Source organism: Serinicoccus sediminis, assembly GCF_004153545.1.
Taxonomy (GTDB): domain Bacteria; phylum Actinomycetota; class Actinomycetes; order Actinomycetales; family Dermatophilaceae; genus Ornithinicoccus; species Ornithinicoccus sediminis_A.
The window spans coordinates 13,817-33,927 of sequence record NZ_SDVA01000022.1 but is presented as its reverse complement, the minus strand read 5'-3'; the positions used below and the strand labels follow the sequence as shown (position 1 = coordinate 33,927).

The window sequence follows — 20,111 nt, the reverse complement described above, 5'->3', positions numbered from 1 at the left end:
AAGAGGAGCGCACCGTGCCGCTGCACCCGGACGACGTCATCCGCAAGACGTTCAAGACCACCCAGCTCCGCCGTGGGTATGACGAGTCGCAGGTCGACGCCTTCCTCGAGGAGGTCGTCACCGAGCTCCGGCGGCAGCAGTCGCGGGTGGAGGAGCTCGAGGGCGAGGTCGCCGGCCATACCTCCCGCAGTGCCGACGACGAGGTCTCCGAGCGGGTGCAGCGCGAGCAGCACCAGGTCGACCTCATCCGCGCCGAGCGCCGCGAGCTCGTCACCGAGCTCGCGGAGGTCCAGGCCCGGCTCGACCGGTCCACGGCCGCCGCCGACGAGGCCGACCAGCGCGCCGAGGCCGCCGAGTCCGCCGCACGCGAGGCCGAGCGGCGGCAGCAGGAGGCCGAGGCCGGCCTGGCCGCCAAGGAGGACGCGCTGCGCCGTGTCCAGGCCGAGCTGGACCAGACCATCGCCGCCCACGACCGTGCCGCCACCGAGCTGCGCACTCTCCGGGTGGCCGCCGAGACCCGCGGCACCGAGACCTTCGGCGACGACCTGCACCTCCCCGAGGGTGACGACCCGCAGCAGACCGACCTGGACGTCATCCTCACCGTGGCCCGTCGGCTGCACGAGGACTACGTGGAGCAGGGGAGGGCCGAGGGCGACCGGCTGCGCGAGCAGGGTCGGGGCGAGGGCGAGGCGGCGCTCACCCAGGCCCGGGCGGAGGCGGAGGGCGCGCTCACCCAGGCCCGCGAGCAGAGCGTCGGCCTGCTCGACCAGGCCCGCGCGGAGCACGACCGGCTGGTCGGCGAGGCCCAGGCCGAGCAGGAGCGTCTGCTCACCCAGGCTCGCGACGAGCACGACCGCCTCCTCGCGGAAGGCCAGGCCGAGCACGGCCGGCTGCTCACGGCGGGCCAGGCCGAGCACGACCGCCTCCTGACCGAGGGCCAGGACCGGCACGACCACCTGGTCGCCGAGGCGGAGGAGGAGCGTGCGGGCATCCTGGCCGACCTGCAGACCCGCCGGACGATGCTCGAGCAGCGCATCACCGGGCTGGACGAGGCGCAGAGCAGCTACCGCCAGCGGCTGCGCGAGCTCGTCCAGGCGCAGCTGTCGACCCTGGACGACGAGGCCTGGCGCCGCTGACCCGGTCGAGGGCCCGGCCCGCTACCCTGCTAGCCGTGTTCACCTGGCGCGAGCGGCTCGACCCGACCGGCGACGGCTACGGGGTGGAGTGGGCCGTCACCGACCGCCACGGCGGGGCCAGCCAGGACCCGTACTCCTCGTTCAACCTCGGCAACCACGTCGGCGACCTCCCGGAGGCGGTCGAGACCAACCGGCACCGGCTGGCCCACGAGCTGGGCCTGCGCGGCGCCGACCTGCGGCTCATGGACCAGCAGCACGGGTGCACGGTCGCGATGACCCCCGGGACCGGTGACGCCGCCGTCGCCAGCCCGGCCCCCGCCCCGCCGGCCGACGCCCTCGTCACCGACCGGACCGACGAGGCCCTCGTCGTGCTCGTCGCCGACTGCGTGCCGCTCCTGCTCGTCGACCGCACCGAGGGCCTGGCCGCAGCGGTCCACGCCGGGCGTCCCGGGCTGCTCGCCGGGGTCGTCCCCGCCGCGCTGCAGACCCTCGGCGAGCTCGGCGCCCGGCGCCTCGAGGCGGTGGTGGGGCCCTCGGTCTGCCCGCGCTGCTACGAGGTGCCGGAGCACCTGCGTGACGAGGCGGCAGCACTCACGCCGGCGGCGGCCGCGGTCTCCTGGACGGGCACGCCCGCCATCGACGTCGCCTCCGGGGTCGTCCAGCAGCTCGCCGACAGCGACCTCGAGGTGTCCCTCCGCTGGCTGCCGGGGTGCACGCGCGAGCGCGACGACCTCTACTCCTACCGCCGTGACGGCACGACCGGCCGTCTCGCCGGCGTCGTGCGGCTGCTGCCCCCGGAGCGCGTGGCGTGAGCGGGCGTCGGGACGAGCTCGCCGCCCGGCTCGCCGAGGTGCGGGAGCGGGTCGACGCCGCCTGCGCGGCCGCCGGCCGGGCCGACGCACCCCCGACCCTGGTCGCGGTGACCAAGTTCTTCCCCGGGAGCGACGTCGAGCTGCTGGCCGGGATGGGCGTGACCGACATCGGGGAGAGCCGCGACCAGGAGGCCGGGGACAAGGTGGCCGGGCTGTCCGAGCAGGTGCGGGCAGACCTGCGGGTCCACTTCGTCGGCCAGCTCCAGACCAACAAGGCGCGGCGGGTCGCGCGGTATGCCGACGTCGTCCAGTCGGTCGACCGGTCCCGCCTGGTCCGCGCCCTCGACAGCGGCCGCGAGACCGCCGTCGAGGAGGAGGACGCGACCGAGCCCCTGGACGTGCTCCTGCAGGTCGACCTGGGGGAGGGCGACGAGGCGGGCCGCGGCGGCGCGGCGCCCGGCACGCTGGGCGCGCTGGCCGACGAGGTCGCCGCCGCGCGCTGGCTCCGGCTGCGCGGTGTCATGGCGATCGCGCCGCGCGACCTCACCCCCGACGACACCCGGCGGGCCTTCGACCGGCTCGTCGCGCTGGGGGAGGAGCTGCGGCATACCCACCCCGACGCGACCTGGGTGTCCGCGGGCATGAGCGGCGACCTCGAGACCGCCGTGGCGGCCGGGGCGACACACCTGCGTGTCGGGAGTGCAATCCTGGGTTCGCGACCGCCGCACCGGTAGCGTCGTCACCGACCGATCCACCCACGGGAGCAACCGCCCGTCACGCACCTAGGAGCTCGCACACATGGCCGGGGCACTGCGCAAGACCATGGAGTACCTCGGACTCGCCGAGTCCGACGAGCGCTTCGACGACTACGACACCTACGCCGACGAGGCGCCCGAGCAGCGCTCCTCCGGGGCCAGCGTGCGTCAGCTGCGGGAGGACGACCACGGGACCGGTCAGCACGCCACCGTCGCGACCCTGCCGTCGAGCACCCCCGTGTCCCAGGTCGTCCGCGAGCCGGAGGTCGGCGAGTTGAACCGCATCACCACGATCCACCCGCGCACCTACAACGAGGCCAAGACCATCGGGGAGGCGTTCCGCGGCGGGGTGCCGGTCATCATGAACCTCTCCGACATGGACGACTCCGACGCCAAGCGCCTCGTGGACTTCGCCGCCGGCCTGGCCTTCGGCCTGCACGGATCCATCGAGCGGGTCACGAGCAAGGTCTTCCTGCTCAGCCCGTCCTTCGTCGAGGTCGACGGTGGCGCCAACGCCGAGCAGACGCGCGGCGCCCAGGGGCCGTTCAACCAGAGCTGAGCACCACCGCTCGAGGGCGGGCGCGACAGCAGACGCACAGGTCCCCCACGTAGGCTGCGGACATGATCGGTCAGATCCTCGCGCTGCTGCTCAACCTGTACTTCTTCGTGCTCATCGCCCGTCTCGTCTTCGACTGGGTGCAGATCTTCGCCCGGGAGTGGCGACCGAAGGGGCCGGTCCTCGTGCTCGCCAACGGGGTGTATGCCGCCACCGACCCGCCGCTGCGCGCGCTGCGGCGGGTCATCCCGCCCGTGCGGCTCGGCAGCGTCTCGCTGGACCTCGGCTTCCTGGTGCTCATCATCGCCGTCGGCATCGGCCGGTCGCTGGCGCTCTCCCTGCCGTTCTGACCGGCACCTCCGGCAGGCGCCGCCGCCGGCTGGAACCGGCCGTGGCGCAGCCCACGGGGAGTCCCTCGGCAGCCCATGACCGCGCGCGGTGGGTGCGTTAGAGTGCTCGCTGTCCTGCATACCCGCACGTCATCACCACCGCCGACGTGACCTCGGCGCCCATGGTGATGACCCCCTGGACCACGAGGTGAACCATGGCGCTGTCCCCCGAGGACGTCATCAAGAAGAGCTTCAGCGCGACCCATCTGCGCCGCGGCTACGACGAGACCCAGGTCGACGACTTCCTGGACGAGGTCGTGGTCGAGCTGCGTCGGCTGGTCTCCGAGAACGACGGCCTGCGGACCGATCTCGAGGACTGCCGGGCCAGCCGCGGCGGCGTGCCCGCCGCCCCCAGGCCCACCGCCGAGGACGGCGCTCAGCACGATGGGGCCGGCGCCGAGGAGCTCGACGACCTGCGCCGCCAGCTCGCCGAGTGCCAGGAGGCCCGGGCCGGCGCCGAGCGTCGCGCCCAGGAGGCCGAGGAGCGTGCCGGCGCCGCGGAGCGCGAGCGTGACGAGGCCCGGTCGGCGGTCCCGACCGCGTCGGTCGCCGAGGGCGACGCCGCGGCTGCCGCCGGGGACGGCAGCGACCCGAGCTCGATCATCTCGCTGGCCCAGCGCGTGCACGACCAGCACGTGGCCGAGGGCGAGAGCACCCGGGCGAGGTTGATCGAGGAGGGCGACACCTACCGGGCGACGGTGGTGGCCGAGGCCGACGAGCGCAGCGCCCACCTGCAGCGCACCGGCCAGGAGACCCACGACCGGCTGCTGGCCGAGGGCCAGGCCACCCACGACGAGCTGGTGCAGACCGGCCAGGCCCGCCACGACGAGCTGGTGCAGACCGGCCAGGCCCGCCACGACGAGCTGGTGCAGACCGGCCAGGCCCGCCACGACGAGCTGGTCAGCTCCGGTGAGCAGCGCCGCGACGAGCTGGTGGCCGAGGGGCAGTCGAGCCACGACCACATGGTGGCCGAGGCCGAGCAGAGGCGGGCCGCCGTGCTGGAGGACCTCCACGGTCAGGAGAGCGCGCTGTCTTCGACCATCGGTGGGCTGCAGTCGCAGGAGCGCGACCTGCGCGAGCGGCTGAGGGCCTTCCTGAGCGACCAGATGGAGCGGTTGGACGGCGGCCGCTCCGGCTCCTGAGACCGGGTCGACGACCCATAGCGTCACGCCCCGGCCGGGACCGGCCGGGGCGTCGCCGTGCCGGTGGGGGGTGCTGCGACGTTTCCCGTTGTCAACCCCAGGTTGCTGATCTATTCTCCCAGCACCATCGCTCGCCTGCAGGGGAGCGCAGCCCACGAACGAAGGACACACGTGGCGACGACCGTGAAGAAGGGGGGCTCGAGCCGCACCACGCGCTCGGGCCACGGTGACGAGACGCAGGGACAGCACCCGGCGCTGAGCGTGCGCGAGGACGAGAGCCCGTGGACCGTCGCCGAGGTGGAGGAGCTGCGGGCCGAGCTGCAGGCCGAGATCGAACGCCTGCGCAGGGAGGTCGAGGAGGCCGAGCACGACCTGCACGACCGGGGCCGCCTCTTCGGTGACGGCGCCGGGGACGACCAGGCGGACGCCGGGTCCGCGACGTGGGAGCGCGAGCACGAGCTCTCGGTGACCAACAACGCCCGGGACCTCATCGACCAGAACACCCACGCGCTCGACCGGGTGGAGGCGGGCACCTACGGGGACTGCGAGTCCTGCGGGACCCCCATCGGCAAGATGCGGCTGCAGGCGTTCCCTCGTGCGACGCTATGCATGACATGCAAGCAGAAGCAGGAACGCCGCTGACCGACCGTCCCCCGAGGCGCACCGCCGTGGTGCTGCTCGTCGCCCTGCTGTGGGCGGGGCTGGACCAGGCCACCAAGGTGTGGGCCGAGTCCGCCCTCACGCGGGGCGAGCCGGTGCCGGTGATCGGCGACCTGCTGCAGCTGCACCTCACCTACAACTCCGGCGCGGCCTTCTCCCTCGGCACCGGCTGGACCGGTGTGGTGACGACGATCGCGACCCTGGTCTCCATCGCGATCATCTGGCAGGCGTTCCGCACCCGCAGCCTGGCCTGGGCCCTCACCCTCGGTCTGCTGCTCGGCGGGGCCGTCGGCAACCTGGTCGACCGCTACTTCCGCCCGCCCTCGGTCGGGCTGGGCCACGTCGTCGACTTCCTGGCCCTGCCCAACTTCCCGGTCTTCAACATCGCCGACATGGGGGTGACGACGGCCGCCGTGCTCATCGTCGTGCTGTCGCTGCGGGGCTACCACCCCGACGGCACCCGCGAGGGCGACGAGCGGGCCGACCTCGAGGAGGCGCGGTGAGCGACTTCCGGCTGTTCACCGTGCCCGAGGGCCTCGAGGGCGAGCGGGTCGACGCGGCCCTCCCGCGGCTGCTCGGGCTGTCCCGGTCGAGGGCGGCCGCCCTCGCCGGCGACGGGCACGTCGTCGTGGACGGACGCCCGGTCGGCAAGTCCGAGCGGCTGACCGCCGGCGCCTCGCTGGAGGTGCGGATGCCCCCGGCCGGCGAGCCCCCGGCGCTCGCCGTGGTGGCCGAGCCGGTCGAGGGCATGAGCATCGTGCACGACGACCCGGAGATCGTGGTCGTCGACAAGCCCGCCTACGTCGCGGCGCACCCCAGCGTCGGGTGGTCCGGCCCCACGGTCGTGGGCGGTCTCGCCGCGGCCGGCTACCGCATCTCCACCTCCGGGGCCCCGGAGCGGCAGGGCATCGTCCAGCGGCTCGACGTCGGCACCAGCGGCCTCATGGTCGTGGCCAAGTCCGAGCGGGCCTACACCGTGCTCAAGCAGGCGTTCCGCGACCGGGTGGTCGACAAGACCTACCACGCGCTGGTCCAGGGCCTGCCGGACCCGCACGAGGGCACCATCGACGCCCCCATCGGCCGCCATCCCGGGCACGACTACCGCTTCGCGGTCAGGACCAGCGGCCGGCCCAGCATCACCCACTACGAGCTGCTCGAGGCGCACCGCCGGGCGAGCCTGCTGCAGATCCACCTCGAGACCGGGCGCACCCATCAGATCCGGGTGCACTTCTCCGCCCTGCGGCACCCCTGCTGCGGTGACCTGACCTACGGCGCCGACCCCACCCTGGCGCGTGACCTGGGCCTGGACCGCCAGTGGCTGCACGCCACCGAGCTCGCCTTCGACCACCCCGGTAGCGGGGAGCGGGTGAGCTTCGCCTCGGCATACCCGCAGGACCTGGCGCGGGCGCTGGAGCGCATCCGCGGGTGACCCGGGACGGGCCGCCGGGGGTGTCAGCGGGGCGAACTAGGATCTCCTCCTGATGTCAGCACCAGCCAGCAGCAGCGTCCCGCGCGAGCAGAACTTCGTCCACCTGCACAACCACACCGAGTACTCCATGCTCGACGGTGCGGCGCGGATCACCGACATGTTCGACAAGGCCGCCGAGCTGGGGATGCCGGCGATCGCGACGACCGACCACGGGTTCATCTTCGGCGCCTACGAGTTCTGGAAGACCGCGCAGCGCTACGACGTCAAGCCGATCATCGGGCTGGAGGCCTACGTCACGCCGGGCACCCACCGCACCGACAAGACCCGGGTGAAGTACGGCGACGGGGGACGCGACGACGTGTCCGGTGGCGGCGCCTACACCCACATGACGCTGCTGGCGCGCAACAACAACGGCATGCACAACCTCTTCCGGATGGCCTCGCTGGCGTCCATGGAGGGCTACTACTTCAAGCCGCGCATGGACCGCGAGCTGCTGGAGACCTATGGCCAGGGCCTCATCGCCACCACCGGCTGCCCGTCCGGGGAGATCCAGACCCGGCTGCGGCTGGGGCAGTGGGACCAGGCGGTCCAGTACGCCTCGGACATGAAGGACATCTTCGGCGCGGACAACTACTTCCTCGAGCTCATGGACCACGGCATCCAGATCGAGCGGGTGGTGCGCCAGGACCTGCTGCGCCTCGCCAAGGAGCTGTCGCTGCCGCTGCTGGCGACCAACGACCTGCACTACACGCACCAGGAGGACGCCAAGGCGCACTCGGCGCTGCTGTGCGTGCAGTCCGGCTCGACGATGCAGGACCCGAACCGCTTCCAGTTCAACGGGGACGGCTACTACCTCAAGACCGCCGCCGAGATGCGCGACGTCTGGCGCGAGCTGCCCGAGGCGTGCGACAACACCCTGCTGGTGGCCGACCGGTGCGACATCTCCTTCACCGAGGGCGAGGGGCGCTACATGCCGCGCTTCCCGGTGCCCGAGGGGGAGGACGAGACCAGCTGGTTCATCAAGGAGGTCGAGACCGGCCTGCAGCGCCGCTACCCCGAGGGTGTGCCCGACTACGCCCGCAAGCAGGCGGAGTACGAGGCCGAGGTCATCATCGGCAAAGGCTACCCGGGCTACTTCCTCGTCGTCGCCGACTTCATCAACTGGGCCAAGAAGAACGGCATCAAGGTGGGCCCGGGCCGCGGCTCGGGTGCCGGGTCGATGTGCGCCTACGCCATGGGCATCACCGATCTCGACCCGATCCCCCACGGCCTGATCTTCGAGCGGTTCCTCAACCCCGAGCGCAAGTCGATGCCCGACTTCGACGTGGACTTCGACGACCGGCGCCGCTCGGAGGTCATCCGCTACGTCACCGAGAAGTACGGCGACGAGCGGGTCGCGATGATCGTCACCTACGGCACGATCAAGGCCAAGCAGGCGCTCAAGGACTCCTCCCGGGTGATGGGCTACCCGTTCGCGATGGGGGAGAAGCTCACCAAGGCGATGCCGCCGAGCGTCATGGGCAAGGACATCTCGCTGGCCGGGATCCAGGACCCGCAGGACAAGAGGTATGGCGAGGCCGGCGAGTTCCGCGAGCTGCTCGCCGAGGACCAGCACGCCGCCGAGGTCTTCGACACCGCGACCGGGCTGGAGGGGCTGAAGCGCCAGTGGGGCGTGCACGCCGCCGGCGTCATCATGTCCAGCGAGCCGCTGCTCGACGTCATCCCGATCATGCGCCGCGACCAGGACGGCCAGATCATCACCCAGTTCGACTACCCGACCTGCGAGGCGCTCGGCCTGGTCAAGATGGACTTCCTGGGGCTGCGCAACCTCACGGTGCTCGACGACGCGATCCACAACATCCGCGACAACCGCGGCGAGGACATCGACCTCGACGCGCTGTCCAAGGACATGACCGACCGGGCGACCTACGACCTGCTGAGCCGTGGCGACACGCTCGGGGTCTTCCAGCTCGACGGCAACGGCATGCGCCAGCTGCTGCGGCTCATGCAGCCGGACACCTTCGAGGACATCTCCGCGGCGCTCGCGCTCTACCGCCCCGGCCCGATGGGCGTCAACGCCCACACCAACTTCGCGCTCCGCAAGAACGGCAAGCAGGAGAACACCCCGCTCGACCCCGAGCTCAAGGGCAAGCTGCAGCCGGAGATGGAGTCGGCCCTGCAGCCCATCCTCGAGAACACCTACGGTTTGTGCATCTACCAGGAGCAGGTCATGGAGATCGCCCAGAAGCTGGCGGGCTACACCCTGGGCAACGCCGACCTGCTCCGTCGCGCCATGGGCAAGAAGAAGAAGGAGGTGCTCGACGCCGAGTACATCCCCTTCTCGGACGGGATGAAGGCCAACGGCTACAACGAGGCCTCGGTCGCCGCGCTGTGGGGCGTCCTCGTGCCGTTCTCCGACTACGCCTTCAACAAGGCGCACACCGCGGCCTACGGCGTCATCTCCTACTGGACCGGCTTCCTCAAGGCCAACTACCCGGCCGAGTACATGGCGGCCCTGCTCACCAGTGTCGGCGACGACAAGGACAAGACGGCGCTGTACCTCGCCGAGTGCCGCCGGCTGCGGATCCCCGTGCTGCCACCGGACGTCAACGAGTCGATCGGCACGTTCGCCGCGGTCGGTGACGACATCCGGTTCGGCCTGCAGGCGATCCGCAACGTCGGCGCCAACGTCGTGCAGGCCATCGTCGACACCCGGGAGCAGAAGGGGGCCTTCACCTCCTTCGAGGACTTCCTGCGCAAGTGCCCGGCCGTCGTGTGCAACAAGCGCACCATCGAGTCGCTGTGCAAGGCCGGCGCGTTCGACGGGCTGGGACACACCCGCCAGGGTCTGGTCACCGTCCACGAGCGGTATGTCGAGGCGCTCGCCGACGAGAAGAAGCAGGAGGCCATCGGCCAGGACAGCCTCTTCTCCGGGCTGTCCTTCGGCGGCGGTGGGGACGAGGACGGCGACGGCGAGCCGTTGCAGATCGTGACGCTGCCGGCGATCCCGGCCATCGAGTGGGACAAGACCGCACGCCTCGCCTTCGAACGGGAGATGCTGGGCCTCTACGTCTCCGACCACCCGCTCAACGGCATCGAGCACATCCTGTCCCAGCACGCCAGCGCCTCGATCCTCCAGCTCATCGGCGAGGACGGCGCCAAGGACGGCGACTTCGTCACGGTGGCCGGCCTCATCACCAACCTGCAGCTCAAGCGGACCAAGAACGGCGACCCCTACGCCCGGGCCACCGTCGAGGACATGGCCGGCTCGCTCGACGTCGTCTTCTGGCCGAAGACCTACATGACCATCTCGACGATGCTCGCCGAGGACACCGTCGTCGTGGTCAAGGGGCGCCTCAAGAAGGACGACTCCACCGAGCTCATGGCCAACGAGATGACCCTGCCGGACATCAAGGCCGGGCCCCGGGGCCCGGTGGTGCTGAACCTGCCGCTCACCCGGGTCACCGACGGCCTGGCGCACCGGCTCAAAGGGGTGCTGGCCGACCACCCGGGGGCGACCGACGTGCACGTCAAGCTCACCCAGCCGGGCCGCACCGTGCTCCTCAAGCTGGACGAGAGCCTGCGGGTCACGGCGACCCCCGAGCTGTTCGGCGACCTCAAGGCCCTGCTCGGGCCGGCCAGCGTCGGCGGCTGAGGACCCTCCCTACCGCCGCCGACCTCAGGAGAGCGCGACGACGAACCCGCCCTCGTTGAGGTCCTGCCGGGCTCTCGCGGTGGTGGCGGTGGTGCCGTCCGCCTCCAGGTGGGCGGCGACAGCGGCCTCCGCCACCTGGAAGGCCGTCATGGAGGGGTACCAGTAGACCTTCTGCTCGCTCGTGCGGCCGTCCGGGCCGCTCACGCGGAAGCCGAAGTCGATGCCCGCACCCTGGCTCTGCTGGACCACCCGGTACTCCCCGGTGACCGTGCTGGTCGACGTGCTGTGAACGGTCATCATGGTCCCCTTCGGTCGTGGTTACTGATGAGGAACTTTACTCACTCTTTACTCTTTCATGGGGAAATCTTGACCATCCGGCCGGTGTGACGTGCATCACGTCTAGCGGCTCGGGCGGCGGCTGGAGGGCGTCGCCGCGGTGGGACGTGAGATCACAGCGGCATCGCGGTGCCCACGCGTCACGCGGCGCAGGGAAAGTCGCGTCTGCGGGGGTGATATCCCTGCCTGCCGCCATCGTCGCCGCGCCCTGCGGCGCGAGGGGCTGATGTGATCCGCGGCGATGCCCTTCGGCCCCAGGCCGCCTCAACCGGTCTCCGGCCCCGGGCCGCCTCAACCGGTCTCGGGCACGACCACCTGCGGCGAGGACGCCCGGAGCACGATCTGCGGGTGGTCCAGCCGGCGGGCCGCCAGCTGCAGCCGCCACCGTCCCGGACCCACGGCTGCGTCGAAGACCACGCGAGCGGCCCGGGTCGTCACCTCCTCGACCGGGTCTGCGCCGAGGGTCAGCGTGAACGTGTGCTCCAGCGGCCAGCCGGCCCGCTCCGCACCGACCCGCCGCGCCACGAAGGCCCCGTCCTCGACCCGCAGGTCCCCGTAGACCCCGGGCTCGGTGCGGGGGTCGACCCCGAAGGTCTCCAGGCCGGCGGTGGGGGCGTTCTCGGCATACCCCTGCAGGGTGCGGACCGACCCCGGGCCGCCGGTGCGCTCCGGCACCTCGATGCGCTCCCGGCGCCGCCACGGCAGCGAGGACCCCGGGCGCACCCGCACCTCGAGCGTGGCGGGGAGGTCGGCGGCCGGTTCCTCCAGCGCCCGCAGCATCGAGGCCACCCGCACGACGGTGGTCGCCGGGTTGAGCGCCGACGTCCCCACGAGGTCGGCGAGGGAGGAGACGTGGTCGCCGGTGGCCTGGTCGGGCGCCAGCTCGTGCAGGCGCCACAGGTCGTGGACGGCGCGGGTCTGCGCGGCGGTGCGGATGTCGAAGCGCAGCGGCCCGCTGGTCCAGCCGCGCCGGAAGTGGTTGAGGTTCTCGACGGCGAAGTAGCCCGGTACCCGCTCGCGCCCGAACGGTCCGCGCGGCGCCCTCGGCATCGGAGCGGGCGGACCGCCGCGCCGCCGCCAGACCGCCTCCGGCCAGGTGCCCGAGGCGAACCGGTGCCGGTTGAGGTCGGGGCGCAGCCGCTCGACCACGTCGAAGGCGGCCAGCCCGAGGTCCCGCTCCGCGAACGGCAGCAGCTGGGCGGCCCGCAGGAACTCCGGGGTCGCCAGCGGGTGCAGCGCCAGGCTCCGTCGGTGCGCCGAGTGCAGGACGTGGCCGAAGTGGGCACGGTTGCGGTGCAGCCGGTAGTGCGCGTCGACCTGCTGGCCCACGGGGGCCTCGGGGAGCAACGAGAAGGCCTCGGCGACCGCGACCTCTCCCGCCTCCCGGGCCCCCGGTGGCAGCCGGGCCCCGCGGTGCACCACGAGGGTGTGCAGGCGCCGCAGGTCGGCGTCCAGCGCCGGGACGGTCTGCTCCATGACCGAGAACGGCTCCCCGGTCCGGATGGCCCGGAAGGCGGTCCGCATCAGCTCGCCGGCGCCGCCGCGGACCGCGACGTAGGGCACGGTCGGCCACCGCAGCTGGCGCTCGGCCGAGGCCGCCCACTGGCTCCCTGCGGAGAAGCTCTGGTGGTGCGCGATGCTCTCGACGAAGGAGAGCATGCGGTCCTCGTAGTCAGGCTCGACGTACCACGGCCGCCCCGCCGCCTGGCGCAGCTCGTCGGACACGACGAGGTCGCGCCACAGCTCCCTGCGGCCCGCGGCGTCGGGCCACCGGCTCGGGTCCGCGGCCACGAAGCTGGTCCGGTCCAGGACCCCCGCGTGGCCCAGCAGCGAGAGCACGACCCGGCTGTCCTTGCCGCCCGAGGCGAAGACCCGCACGTCCGGCACCGCCGCCGCGACCTGCGCGAGCAGCCCCCCGGCCCGCTCGACCCCGGCGTCGAGCAGCTCGTCGTAGTCCCGGCCCTGCGGGTCGGTGGTCATCGGCCGCGGCACGGTTGCGACGCCGTGGCCGTCCATGACCAGGATCTCGTCCGGCCGCAGACAGCGCACCCCCTCCACGAGGGTGCGCCGGGACCACTGGTTGCGCAGCAGCACGTGGTTGGAGGCGAGCGTCGGGTGCGCCACCCCCCAGTCGACCTCGAGCCGGTGGCCGTCGGCCCGCAGCCGGTCGACGACGGCGTCCAGGGTGGTCCCGAGATACACGTCCTGACCGTCGGCACCGGGCCGTGCCGACCAGAAGAGGTGGCCGAAGCCGTGGAAGTCGCTCATCGCCACCCAGGTCCGCCCCGCCGCGTCGGCCAGCAGCCCGACCCACTCCCCGGTGACGTCGAGCAGCTGGTCGAGGGGGTGCGCCCGCGGCGCGGGCCCGTAGACCTCGAGCACCTCGGCCGGCCCCAGGAGCAGGCCCTCGGCCTCGCGCAGCCGCACCCCGGCATACCGCGACGGGCGCAGCGCAGGGCGGTTGCCGCGCCCTGCCCCCCGCACGACCCAGCAGGCCTGACGGTGTCGGACGGGGCGGGGGATCATGGTGTGCCGATGGTATGCCGACCCTGTCACGCCCCCGGGTCACGCCCACCGTCCGCGCTCTCGTCCCGGGGGTAGCGTGGGGCGGGTGACTGACCACCCCACCCCGCCCCGCGCCGCCCGCGTCGACGTCGTCCGCTCCCACCACGGTGAGGACGTCGTCGACCCCTACGAGTGGCTGCGCGACAAGACCGACCCGGACGTCATCGCGCACCTGGAGGCGGAGAACGCCTACACCGACGCGCGGACGGCCCACCTCGACGACCTGCGGGAGCGGGTGTTCACCGAGATCAAGAGCCGGGTGCAGCAGACCGACCTGTCGGTCCCGGTCCGACACCGCGACTGGTGGTACTTCACCCGCACCATCGAGGGCGAGCAGTACGCCGTCCACGGCCGGATCGCCGTCGGCGAGTCGCCCGAGCGGCCCGAGCTGGACCCCGGCGTGGCACCCGAGGGCGAGCAGGTGCTGCTCGACGGCAACGCCGAGGCGCGGGGCGAGGAGTTCTTCAGCCTCGGCGCCTTCGACGTGACCCCGGCGGGCGACCGCCTCGCCTACGCCGTCGACACCACCGGGGACGAGCGGTTCGACCTGCGGGTCAAGGACCTGGCCACCGGCGAGGTCATCGACGACGCGGTGCGGGGCATCGGCTACGGCACCGCCTGGAGCGCCGACGGGGGACACCTCTTCTACGTGCGCGTCGACGACGCGTGGCGCCCGTACCAGGTGTGGCGCCACGAGGTCGGCGCCCCGGCCGAGCAGGACGTGCTGGTCCACCAGGAGGACGACGAGCGCTTCTGGATGGGGGTCGGCACCTCGCGCGACGACCGGCACGTCCTCATCTGGCTGGGCAGCAAGAACACCTCCGAGGTGCGGCTGCTCGACGCGGAGGACCCCACCGGCCGGTTCCGGGTCGTGGCGACCCGGGAGGAGGGCGTGGAGTACGACGTCGAACCGGCGGGCGAGCGGCTGTGGATCGTGCACAACCGCGAGCACCGGGACTTCGAGCTGGCGGTCGCGCCGGCCACCGCGACCTCGTCGCAGGAGTGGGTGACGGTGGTCCCGGGGGAGGACGGCGTCCGGCTGGCCGGTGTCGAGGCCTTCGCCGGCCACCTCGTGCTGTCCCTGCGGCGGGACGGGCTGACCCAGCTGCAGGTGCTCCCGCTGTCGGGGCAGGGCCGCCCGGTCGGGGAGGGCTACCAGGTCCCGGTCGAGGAGGCGGTCTACACCATCGAGACCGGCACCAACCCGACCTACGAGACCGACACCCTGCAGGTGCTCGTGGAGTCGCTGGTCACCCCGCGCAGCGTCCTCGACCTCGACCTCGGCAGCGGCGAGCTGACCCTGGTCAAGCAGCAGCCGGTGCTGGGAGGCTACGACCCGCAGGACTACCAGCAGCACCGGCTCTGGGCGACGGCCGAGGACGGCACCCGGGTCCCGATCTCCCTGGTCGCCCGGCGCGACGCCGAGCCGGACGGCACCCACCCCGGGCTGCTCTACGGCTACGGCTCCTACGAGATCTCCGTGGACCCGCACTTCTCGGTGTCGCGCCTGTCCTACCTCGACCGCGGGGTCGTGCACGCCGTGGCCCACGTCCGCGGCGGCGGTGAGATGGGCCGCGGGTGGTACGAGGACGGCCGGATGGAGCACAAGACCAACACCTTCACCGACTTCGTGGCCTGCGCCGACCACCTCGTGCAGACCGGCTGGGTGGCCCCCGACCGGCTGGCCGCGGAGGGGCGCTCGGCCGGCGGGCTGCTCATGGGCGCCGTGCTGAACCTCGCGCCCGAGCGCTTCCGCGTCGTCCACGCCGGCGTGGCCTTCGTCGACGCGCTGACCACCATCCTCGACCCGTCGCTGCCGCTGACCGTGAGCGAGTGGGAGGAGTGGGGCAACCCGGTCGACTCCGCGCAGATCTACCAGCTCATGCGCTCCTACACCCCGTACGAGAACATCCGCCGCGTCGACTACCCCGCCATCCTGGCCACCACCGGGCTCAACGACACCCGGGTGTTCTACGTCGAGCCGGCCAAGTGGGTCGCCAAGCTGCGCGAGACCGTCACCAGCGACCCGCAGGAGCGCCCCATCCTGCTCAAGACCGAGATGGTCGCCGGGCACGGCGGCAAGACCGGGAGGTATGACGCGTGGCGCGAGACCGCGTTCGAGATCGCCTTCGTCCTCGACCAGCTCGGCGCCACGGAGACGGTGACCCGCTGACCCGCGGCACGCGGAGAATTTCCGGTCAATCGCGCAGATGACCGTCAATCGTCCTGCAGATCTGGCAGAATGGCGGATGAACTCGGCAATCTGCGAGATGTGAGGAGACGACGGTGTCCGAGCCCTACAAGGTGACCTACGCGACCCTGACCGCCGACAACGAGGACCTGCACGCGGCCTACGAGGCCGGCGTGGAGGTGGCGCGTGGCTGGCTGGGGGCGCAGATCAGCGCACCCGGTGACCCCCACCCCGGTGACCCGGTCGACGTCACCAGCCCCGCCGACCCGTCCGTGCTCGTCGCGCGCGTGCAGGCGGCCTCGCCGGGCGCCGTGGACGCGGCCGTGGAGGCCGCGCGGCAGGCGGGCCGGGCCTGGGCGGCGACGCCCTGGCAGGAGCGGCTGCCGGTGCTGCGGGAGGTCGCCGACCTCATCAGCGCGCGGGCCAACGAGCTGGCCGCGCTGATGACGATGGAGGTCGGCAAGAACCGCCTCGAGGCGCTGGGCGACGTGGAGGAGTCGGCCGTCTTCTTCCGCTACTACTGCGACCAGGTGGAGAAGAACGGCGGCTTCGAGGCGGCCATGGAGCAGCTGTCGCCCACCGAGACCACCCGCTCGGTCCTGCGCCCGCACGGCGTGTGGGGGGTCATCAGCCCCTTCAACTTCCCGATGGCGCTGGCGGCCGGCCCGGCCGCCGCCGCGCTCGTCGCCGGCAACGCCGTCGTGCTCAAGCCCTCGGTCCAGGGCACCCACGTCGCGTGGAAGCTCTACGAGACGATGCTCGAGGCGGGCCTGCCCGCGGGGCTCATGCAGTTCCTCCCCGGCGGCGACGACGTCGGCAAGGCGGTCGTGGCGCACCCGGGCATCGACGGCCTGACCTTCACCGGGTCCTACACGGGCGGCATGGCCGTCATAGAAGCCTTCCGCGGCGACTACCCGCGCCCGGTCATCACCGAGATGGGTGGCAAGAACCCGACGATCGTCACCGCCAGCGCCGACCTGGAGGCCGCGGCCAAGGGCATCACCCGCTCCGTGGCGGGAGCCTCGGGGCAGAAGTGCTCGGCCTGCTCCCGCGTCTACGTCGACGCCGCGGTCCACGACGAGCTCGTCCAGACCCTGGGCAAGGCGCTCGGCGCGGTCGTCGTCGGCGACCCGCTGGAGCGCGACACCTTCTGCGGGCCGGTCATCGACGCCGAGGCCGTCGAGCGCTTCCGCGGCGCCGTCGAGCACGCCCGCGAGGCCGGCGGCACCGTCGTCGCCGGCGGCGAGGTGCTGCAGGGCACCGACGGGCACCCCGGCTACTACGTGCAGCCGACGCTCATCTCCGGCCTGGCCGCGGACGACGAGCTGTTCACCAGCGAGCTCTTCGTGCCGCTGGCCGTCGTGGCGCCGGTCGACGGGCTCGACGAGGCGCTGGAGCGGGCCAACGACACCGTGTTCGGGCTGACGGCCGGGCTGTTCGCCGGCGAGCAGGACGAGATCGACCGCTTCCTGGCCGGCATCGAGGCGGGCGTGGTCTACGTCAACCGTCCCGCCGGTGCCACCACGGGTGCCTGGCCGGGCGTCCAGCCGTTCGGCGGCTGGAAGGGCTCGGGCAGCTCGGGCAAGGCCGGCGGCGGCCTGCACTACGTGCAGCTGTTCATGCGCGAGCAGTCCCAGACCGTCGTCACCGGCTGAGGCCTCGACGCCGGCCGGCCCTCCCACCGGCCGGCCCTCCCACCGGCCGGCCCCCCCGCCGCGCCGGCGCGGCACGGCGGCCGGCGCGGCACGGCATACCCCCATCTCACCCACGACCCCCCAGGAGACCCCATGACCGACACCACCCTGGCCGAGCCGACCACCGACTGGGCCGACCCCGCACGCCCCGTCCCGGACCTGCGCACCGAGCTGCCCGGCCCGCTCACCCGTGAGGTCGTCGCCGGCGACCAGGCCATCACCAGCCCGTCGCTGCCCCGCGCCTACCCCTTCGCCCCGCGCCGCGCCCGCGGCTGCCGCATCGAGGACGTCGACGGCAACCTCTTCCTCGACTTCAACGCCGGCATCGCGGTGAACTCGACCGGCCACGCCCACCCCGAGGTGGTCCGGGCCGTCCAGGACCAGGCCGCCGACCTGCTGCACTACTCGGCCAGCGACTTCTTCCTGCCGGTCTACTCGCAGATGTGCCACGCGCTGGCGCGGACCGCGCCGATGAGCGAGCCGGTGCGGGTCTTCCTCACCAACTCCGGCGCCGAGGCGGTCGAGGGCGCGCTCAAGCTCGCCCGCTACGCGACGAAGCGGCCCTACGTCATCAGCTTCTTCGGCGCCTTCCACGGCCGCACCATGGGCGCCGTCACGCTGACGAGCTCCAAGCCGAAGTACCACCAGGGCTTCGGCCCGCTGCTGCCCGGCGTGCTGCACGTCCCCTACGCCGACCCGGCCAAGGTCGCCGCGGGTGAGGACGCCTCCGACACGGCCACCTTCGACGCCCTGGAGACGATCTTCCGCCACGACGTGGCCCCGAGCGAGGTCGCCGCGATCTTCGTCGAGCCGATCCAGGGCGAGGGTGGCTACATCGTCCCCGGCGAGGGCTGGATGCGGCGGCTGCGCGAGCTCTGCGACGAGCACGGCATCCTGCTCGTCGCCGACGAGGTGCAGTGCGGGATGGGGCGCACCGGCACCATGTGGGCCATCGAGCAGACCGGCGTCGAGCCGGACGTCCTGCTGTCCGCCAAGGGCATCGCCTCGGGGCTTCCGCTGGGGGCGTTCATCGCGAAGGCCTCGCTCATGGAGAGCTGGGGGACGGGCACGCACGGGTCGACCTACGGCGGGAGCCCGGTGCCGTGCGCGGCCGGGCTGGCCACGCTGCGGGTCATCGAGTCCGAGGGGCTGCTCGAGCACGCCCGCACGGTGGGGGAGGACATCCTCGCCGGCCTCCGGGCGATCCAGCAGGACCACCCCGACGTGGTCGTGGACGTGCGCGGCGTCGGCCTCATGATCGGCGTCGAGTTCGCCGACTCCGCGCTCTCGGCCGCCGTGCAGCAGGCCGCCTTCGAGCGCGGGCTGCTGGTGCTCGAGGCGGGGGAGAGCGTCGTCCGCATGTCGCCGCCGCTCGTCGTGACGCCCGAGGAGGCCCGGACCGGGGTGCACCTCTTCGGCGAGGCCGTCGCGGCCGCCGCGGCGTCGCACGGCGGCTGACCGGATGGGTTCGCGGCACGTCTTCTCCCGCGGCGGCGGCGAGCGCGTCCGCATCGACCGGGGCGAGGGGGCGGTCCTCGTCGACGTCGAGGGCCGCCGCTACCTCGACGCGGCCGGCGGCGCGGTCGTCGTCGGCGTCGGCCACGGGGTCGAGGAGGTCGTGCGGGCGACGGCCGAGCAGGCGTCGCGGGTCGCCTACGTGCACGGCTCGGCCTTCTCCAGCGAGGTGCTGGAGGAGTATGCCGACGCCCTCGCTCCGCTGCTGCCGTTGGACGACCCGCGCATCTACCCCGTCTCCGGGGGCAGCGAGGCGGTGGAGTCGGCCCTGAAGATGGTCCGCGCCTACCACCTCGCCCGGGGCGAGGACCGCGACGTCGTCATCGGCCGGCGCGGCTCCTACCACGGCAACAGCAGGGGCGCCCTGAGCGTCTCCGGACGCGCCGGGCTGCGCGCCCCCTACCTGCCCTGGCTCACCGGCGCCGAGCACACCAGCACCCCGTACGAGTACCGCTGCGCCTTCCCGGACACCCACCCGCACGGCTGCGGGGCACGGCACGCGCAGGTGCTCGAGGAGACCATCGAGCGGGTCGGTCCCGGGCGGGTCGCCGCGTTCGTGGCGGAGCCGGTGTCCGGGGCCGGGCTCGGGGCCTGCGTCCCGCCGGACGACTACTGGCCCGCCGTGACCGAGGTATGCCGTCGGCACGGCGTGCTCGTCGTCGCCGACGAGGTGATGACCGGGTTCGGCCGCACCGGGCGGTGGTTCGCCAGCGAGCACTTCGGGCTGCGCCCGGACGTGCTCACGGCGGGCAAGGGCACCGCCTCCGGCTACTGGCCGCTCGGGCTCGCGGTGGTCAGCGGGCCGGTGCACGAGGTGCTGGCCCGGGCCGGCTTCGTGCACGGCTTCACCTACTCCCACCACGTCGTCGGGGCGGCCGCAGGGCTGGCCGTGCTGCGCATCCTCCAGCGCGACGGCCTCGTCGAGGCCTCGGCGCGGCAGGGTGCCCGGCTGCACGGGGCGCTGCGCCGCGAGCTCGCCGGGGTGGCCGGCATCGGTGACGTCCGCGGCCGCGGGCTGCTGCAGGCCGTCGAGCTGGTGGCCGACGTGGCCACGGCCGAGCCGTTGCCCCGTGCCGAGCGGGTGGTCGAGCAGGTCACCGAGGCCTGCCGCGAGCGCGGGGTGCTCGTCTACCCGAGCACCGGGTGCGCGGACGGCACGAACGGCGACCTGCTGCTGCTCGGTCCGCCCCTCGTGGTGAGCGACGACGAGGTCGACGCGATCGCGACGGGCGTGGCGGGCGGCATACGCCAGGTGCTGGGGGCTGCCGGCGGATAG

Annotated in this window: 16 protein-coding genes; 14 read left to right on the top strand and 2 right to left on the bottom strand. The window is 72.9% G+C overall.

The features are described from left to right. The first annotated feature begins 14 nt into the window (after nt 1–14). The 10 genes from EUS26_RS17605 to dnaE all read left to right on the top strand — a co-directional run bounded on the left by EUS26_RS17605 (nt 15) and on the right by dnaE (nt 10,534). Nucleotides 15–1,136, top strand: a complete 1,122-nt coding sequence (locus EUS26_RS17605) for a DivIVA domain-containing protein (protein WP_202865175.1) — start codon at nt 15–17, stop codon at nt 1,134–1,136. 35 nt (nt 1,137–1,171) lie between these two features. Further along, on the top strand, nt 1,172–1,948 hold the full coding sequence (locus EUS26_RS15315) for a purine nucleoside phosphorylase YfiH/LACC1 family protein (RefSeq protein WP_130014701.1): 777 nt from the start codon (nt 1,172–1,174) through the stop codon (nt 1,946–1,948). After that, nucleotides 1,945–2,682, top strand: a complete 738-nt coding sequence (locus EUS26_RS15310) for a YggS family pyridoxal phosphate-dependent enzyme (protein ID WP_130014700.1) — start codon at nt 1,945–1,947, stop codon at nt 2,680–2,682. The genes EUS26_RS15315 and EUS26_RS15310 overlap by 4 nt, the downstream gene beginning before the upstream one ends. 64 nt (nt 2,683–2,746) lie before the next feature. Further along, complete coding sequence (locus EUS26_RS15305) at nt 2,747–3,262, top strand: cell division protein SepF (protein ID WP_130014699.1); 516 nt, start codon at nt 2,747–2,749, stop codon at nt 3,260–3,262. A gap of 62 nt (nt 3,263–3,324) precedes the next feature. Further along, nucleotides 3,325–3,609 carry a YggT family protein gene (locus EUS26_RS15300; RefSeq protein WP_130014698.1) on the top strand — a complete coding sequence of 95 codons (285 nt, stop codon included), beginning with the start codon at nt 3,325–3,327 and terminating at the stop codon, nt 3,607–3,609. A 194-nt stretch (nt 3,610–3,803) separates the two neighbouring features. Then, entirely contained in the window at nt 3,804–4,790 is a 987-nt protein-coding gene (locus EUS26_RS15295; RefSeq protein ID WP_130014697.1) for a DivIVA domain-containing protein, read from the top strand. A 171-nt stretch (nt 4,791–4,961) separates the two neighbouring features. Continuing rightward, the gene (locus EUS26_RS15290) at nt 4,962–5,432 is read left to right on the top strand and encodes a TraR/DksA family transcriptional regulator (RefSeq protein ID WP_130014696.1); all 471 of its coding nucleotides are present in this window, start codon (nt 4,962–4,964) and stop codon (nt 5,430–5,432) included. A gap of 26 nt (nt 5,433–5,458) precedes the next feature. Continuing rightward, complete coding sequence (lspA, locus tag EUS26_RS15285) at nt 5,459–5,953, top strand: signal peptidase II (RefSeq protein ID WP_130014695.1); 495 nt, start codon at nt 5,459–5,461, stop codon at nt 5,951–5,953. Next, nucleotides 5,950–6,879, top strand: coding sequence for an RluA family pseudouridine synthase (locus EUS26_RS15280; protein WP_130014694.1), 930 nt, complete (start codon nt 5,950–5,952; stop codon nt 6,877–6,879). The genes lspA and EUS26_RS15280 overlap by 4 nt, the downstream gene beginning before the upstream one ends. A 52-nt stretch (nt 6,880–6,931) precedes the next feature. Continuing rightward, entirely contained in the window at nt 6,932–10,534 is a 3,603-nt protein-coding gene (gene dnaE / locus EUS26_RS15275) for a DNA polymerase III subunit alpha (protein WP_130014693.1), read from the top strand. 24 nt (nt 10,535–10,558) lie between these two features. Here the strand turns inward: dnaE and EUS26_RS15270 are convergent, their stop codons facing one another. Continuing rightward, nucleotides 10,559–10,831 (bottom strand): hypothetical protein, encoded by a 273-nt coding sequence (locus EUS26_RS15270; RefSeq protein WP_130014692.1) that lies wholly within the window; start codon nt 10,829–10,831, stop codon nt 10,559–10,561. A gap of 330 nt (nt 10,832–11,161) precedes the next feature. Beyond that, nucleotides 11,162–13,396 (bottom strand): hypothetical protein, encoded by a 2,235-nt coding sequence (locus EUS26_RS15265; RefSeq protein ID WP_130014691.1) that lies wholly within the window; start codon nt 13,394–13,396, stop codon nt 11,162–11,164. Between the two features lie 85 nt (nt 13,397–13,481). On the opposite strand from EUS26_RS15265, the gene EUS26_RS15260 reads away from it, so the two are divergent. The 4 genes from EUS26_RS15260 to EUS26_RS15245 all read left to right on the top strand — a co-directional run bounded on the left by EUS26_RS15260 (nt 13,482) and on the right by EUS26_RS15245 (nt 20,111). Continuing rightward, the gene (locus EUS26_RS15260) at nt 13,482–15,608 is read left to right on the top strand and encodes a S9 family peptidase (RefSeq protein ID WP_130014690.1); all 2,127 of its coding nucleotides are present in this window, start codon (nt 13,482–13,484) and stop codon (nt 15,606–15,608) included. Nucleotides 15,609–15,721: 113 nt separating this feature from the next. Next, on the top strand, nt 15,722–17,281 hold the full coding sequence (locus tag EUS26_RS15255; protein WP_130014689.1) for an aldehyde dehydrogenase family protein: 1,560 nt from the start codon (nt 15,722–15,724) through the stop codon (nt 17,279–17,281). Nucleotides 17,282–17,413: 132 nt separating this feature from the next. After that, complete coding sequence (locus EUS26_RS15250; RefSeq protein ID WP_130014688.1) at nt 17,414–18,778, top strand: aminotransferase class III-fold pyridoxal phosphate-dependent enzyme; 1,365 nt, start codon at nt 17,414–17,416, stop codon at nt 18,776–18,778. Between the two features lie 4 nt (nt 18,779–18,782). Beyond that, nucleotides 18,783–20,111, top strand: a complete 1,329-nt coding sequence (locus EUS26_RS15245; protein WP_130014687.1) for an aminotransferase family protein — start codon at nt 18,783–18,785, stop codon at nt 20,109–20,111.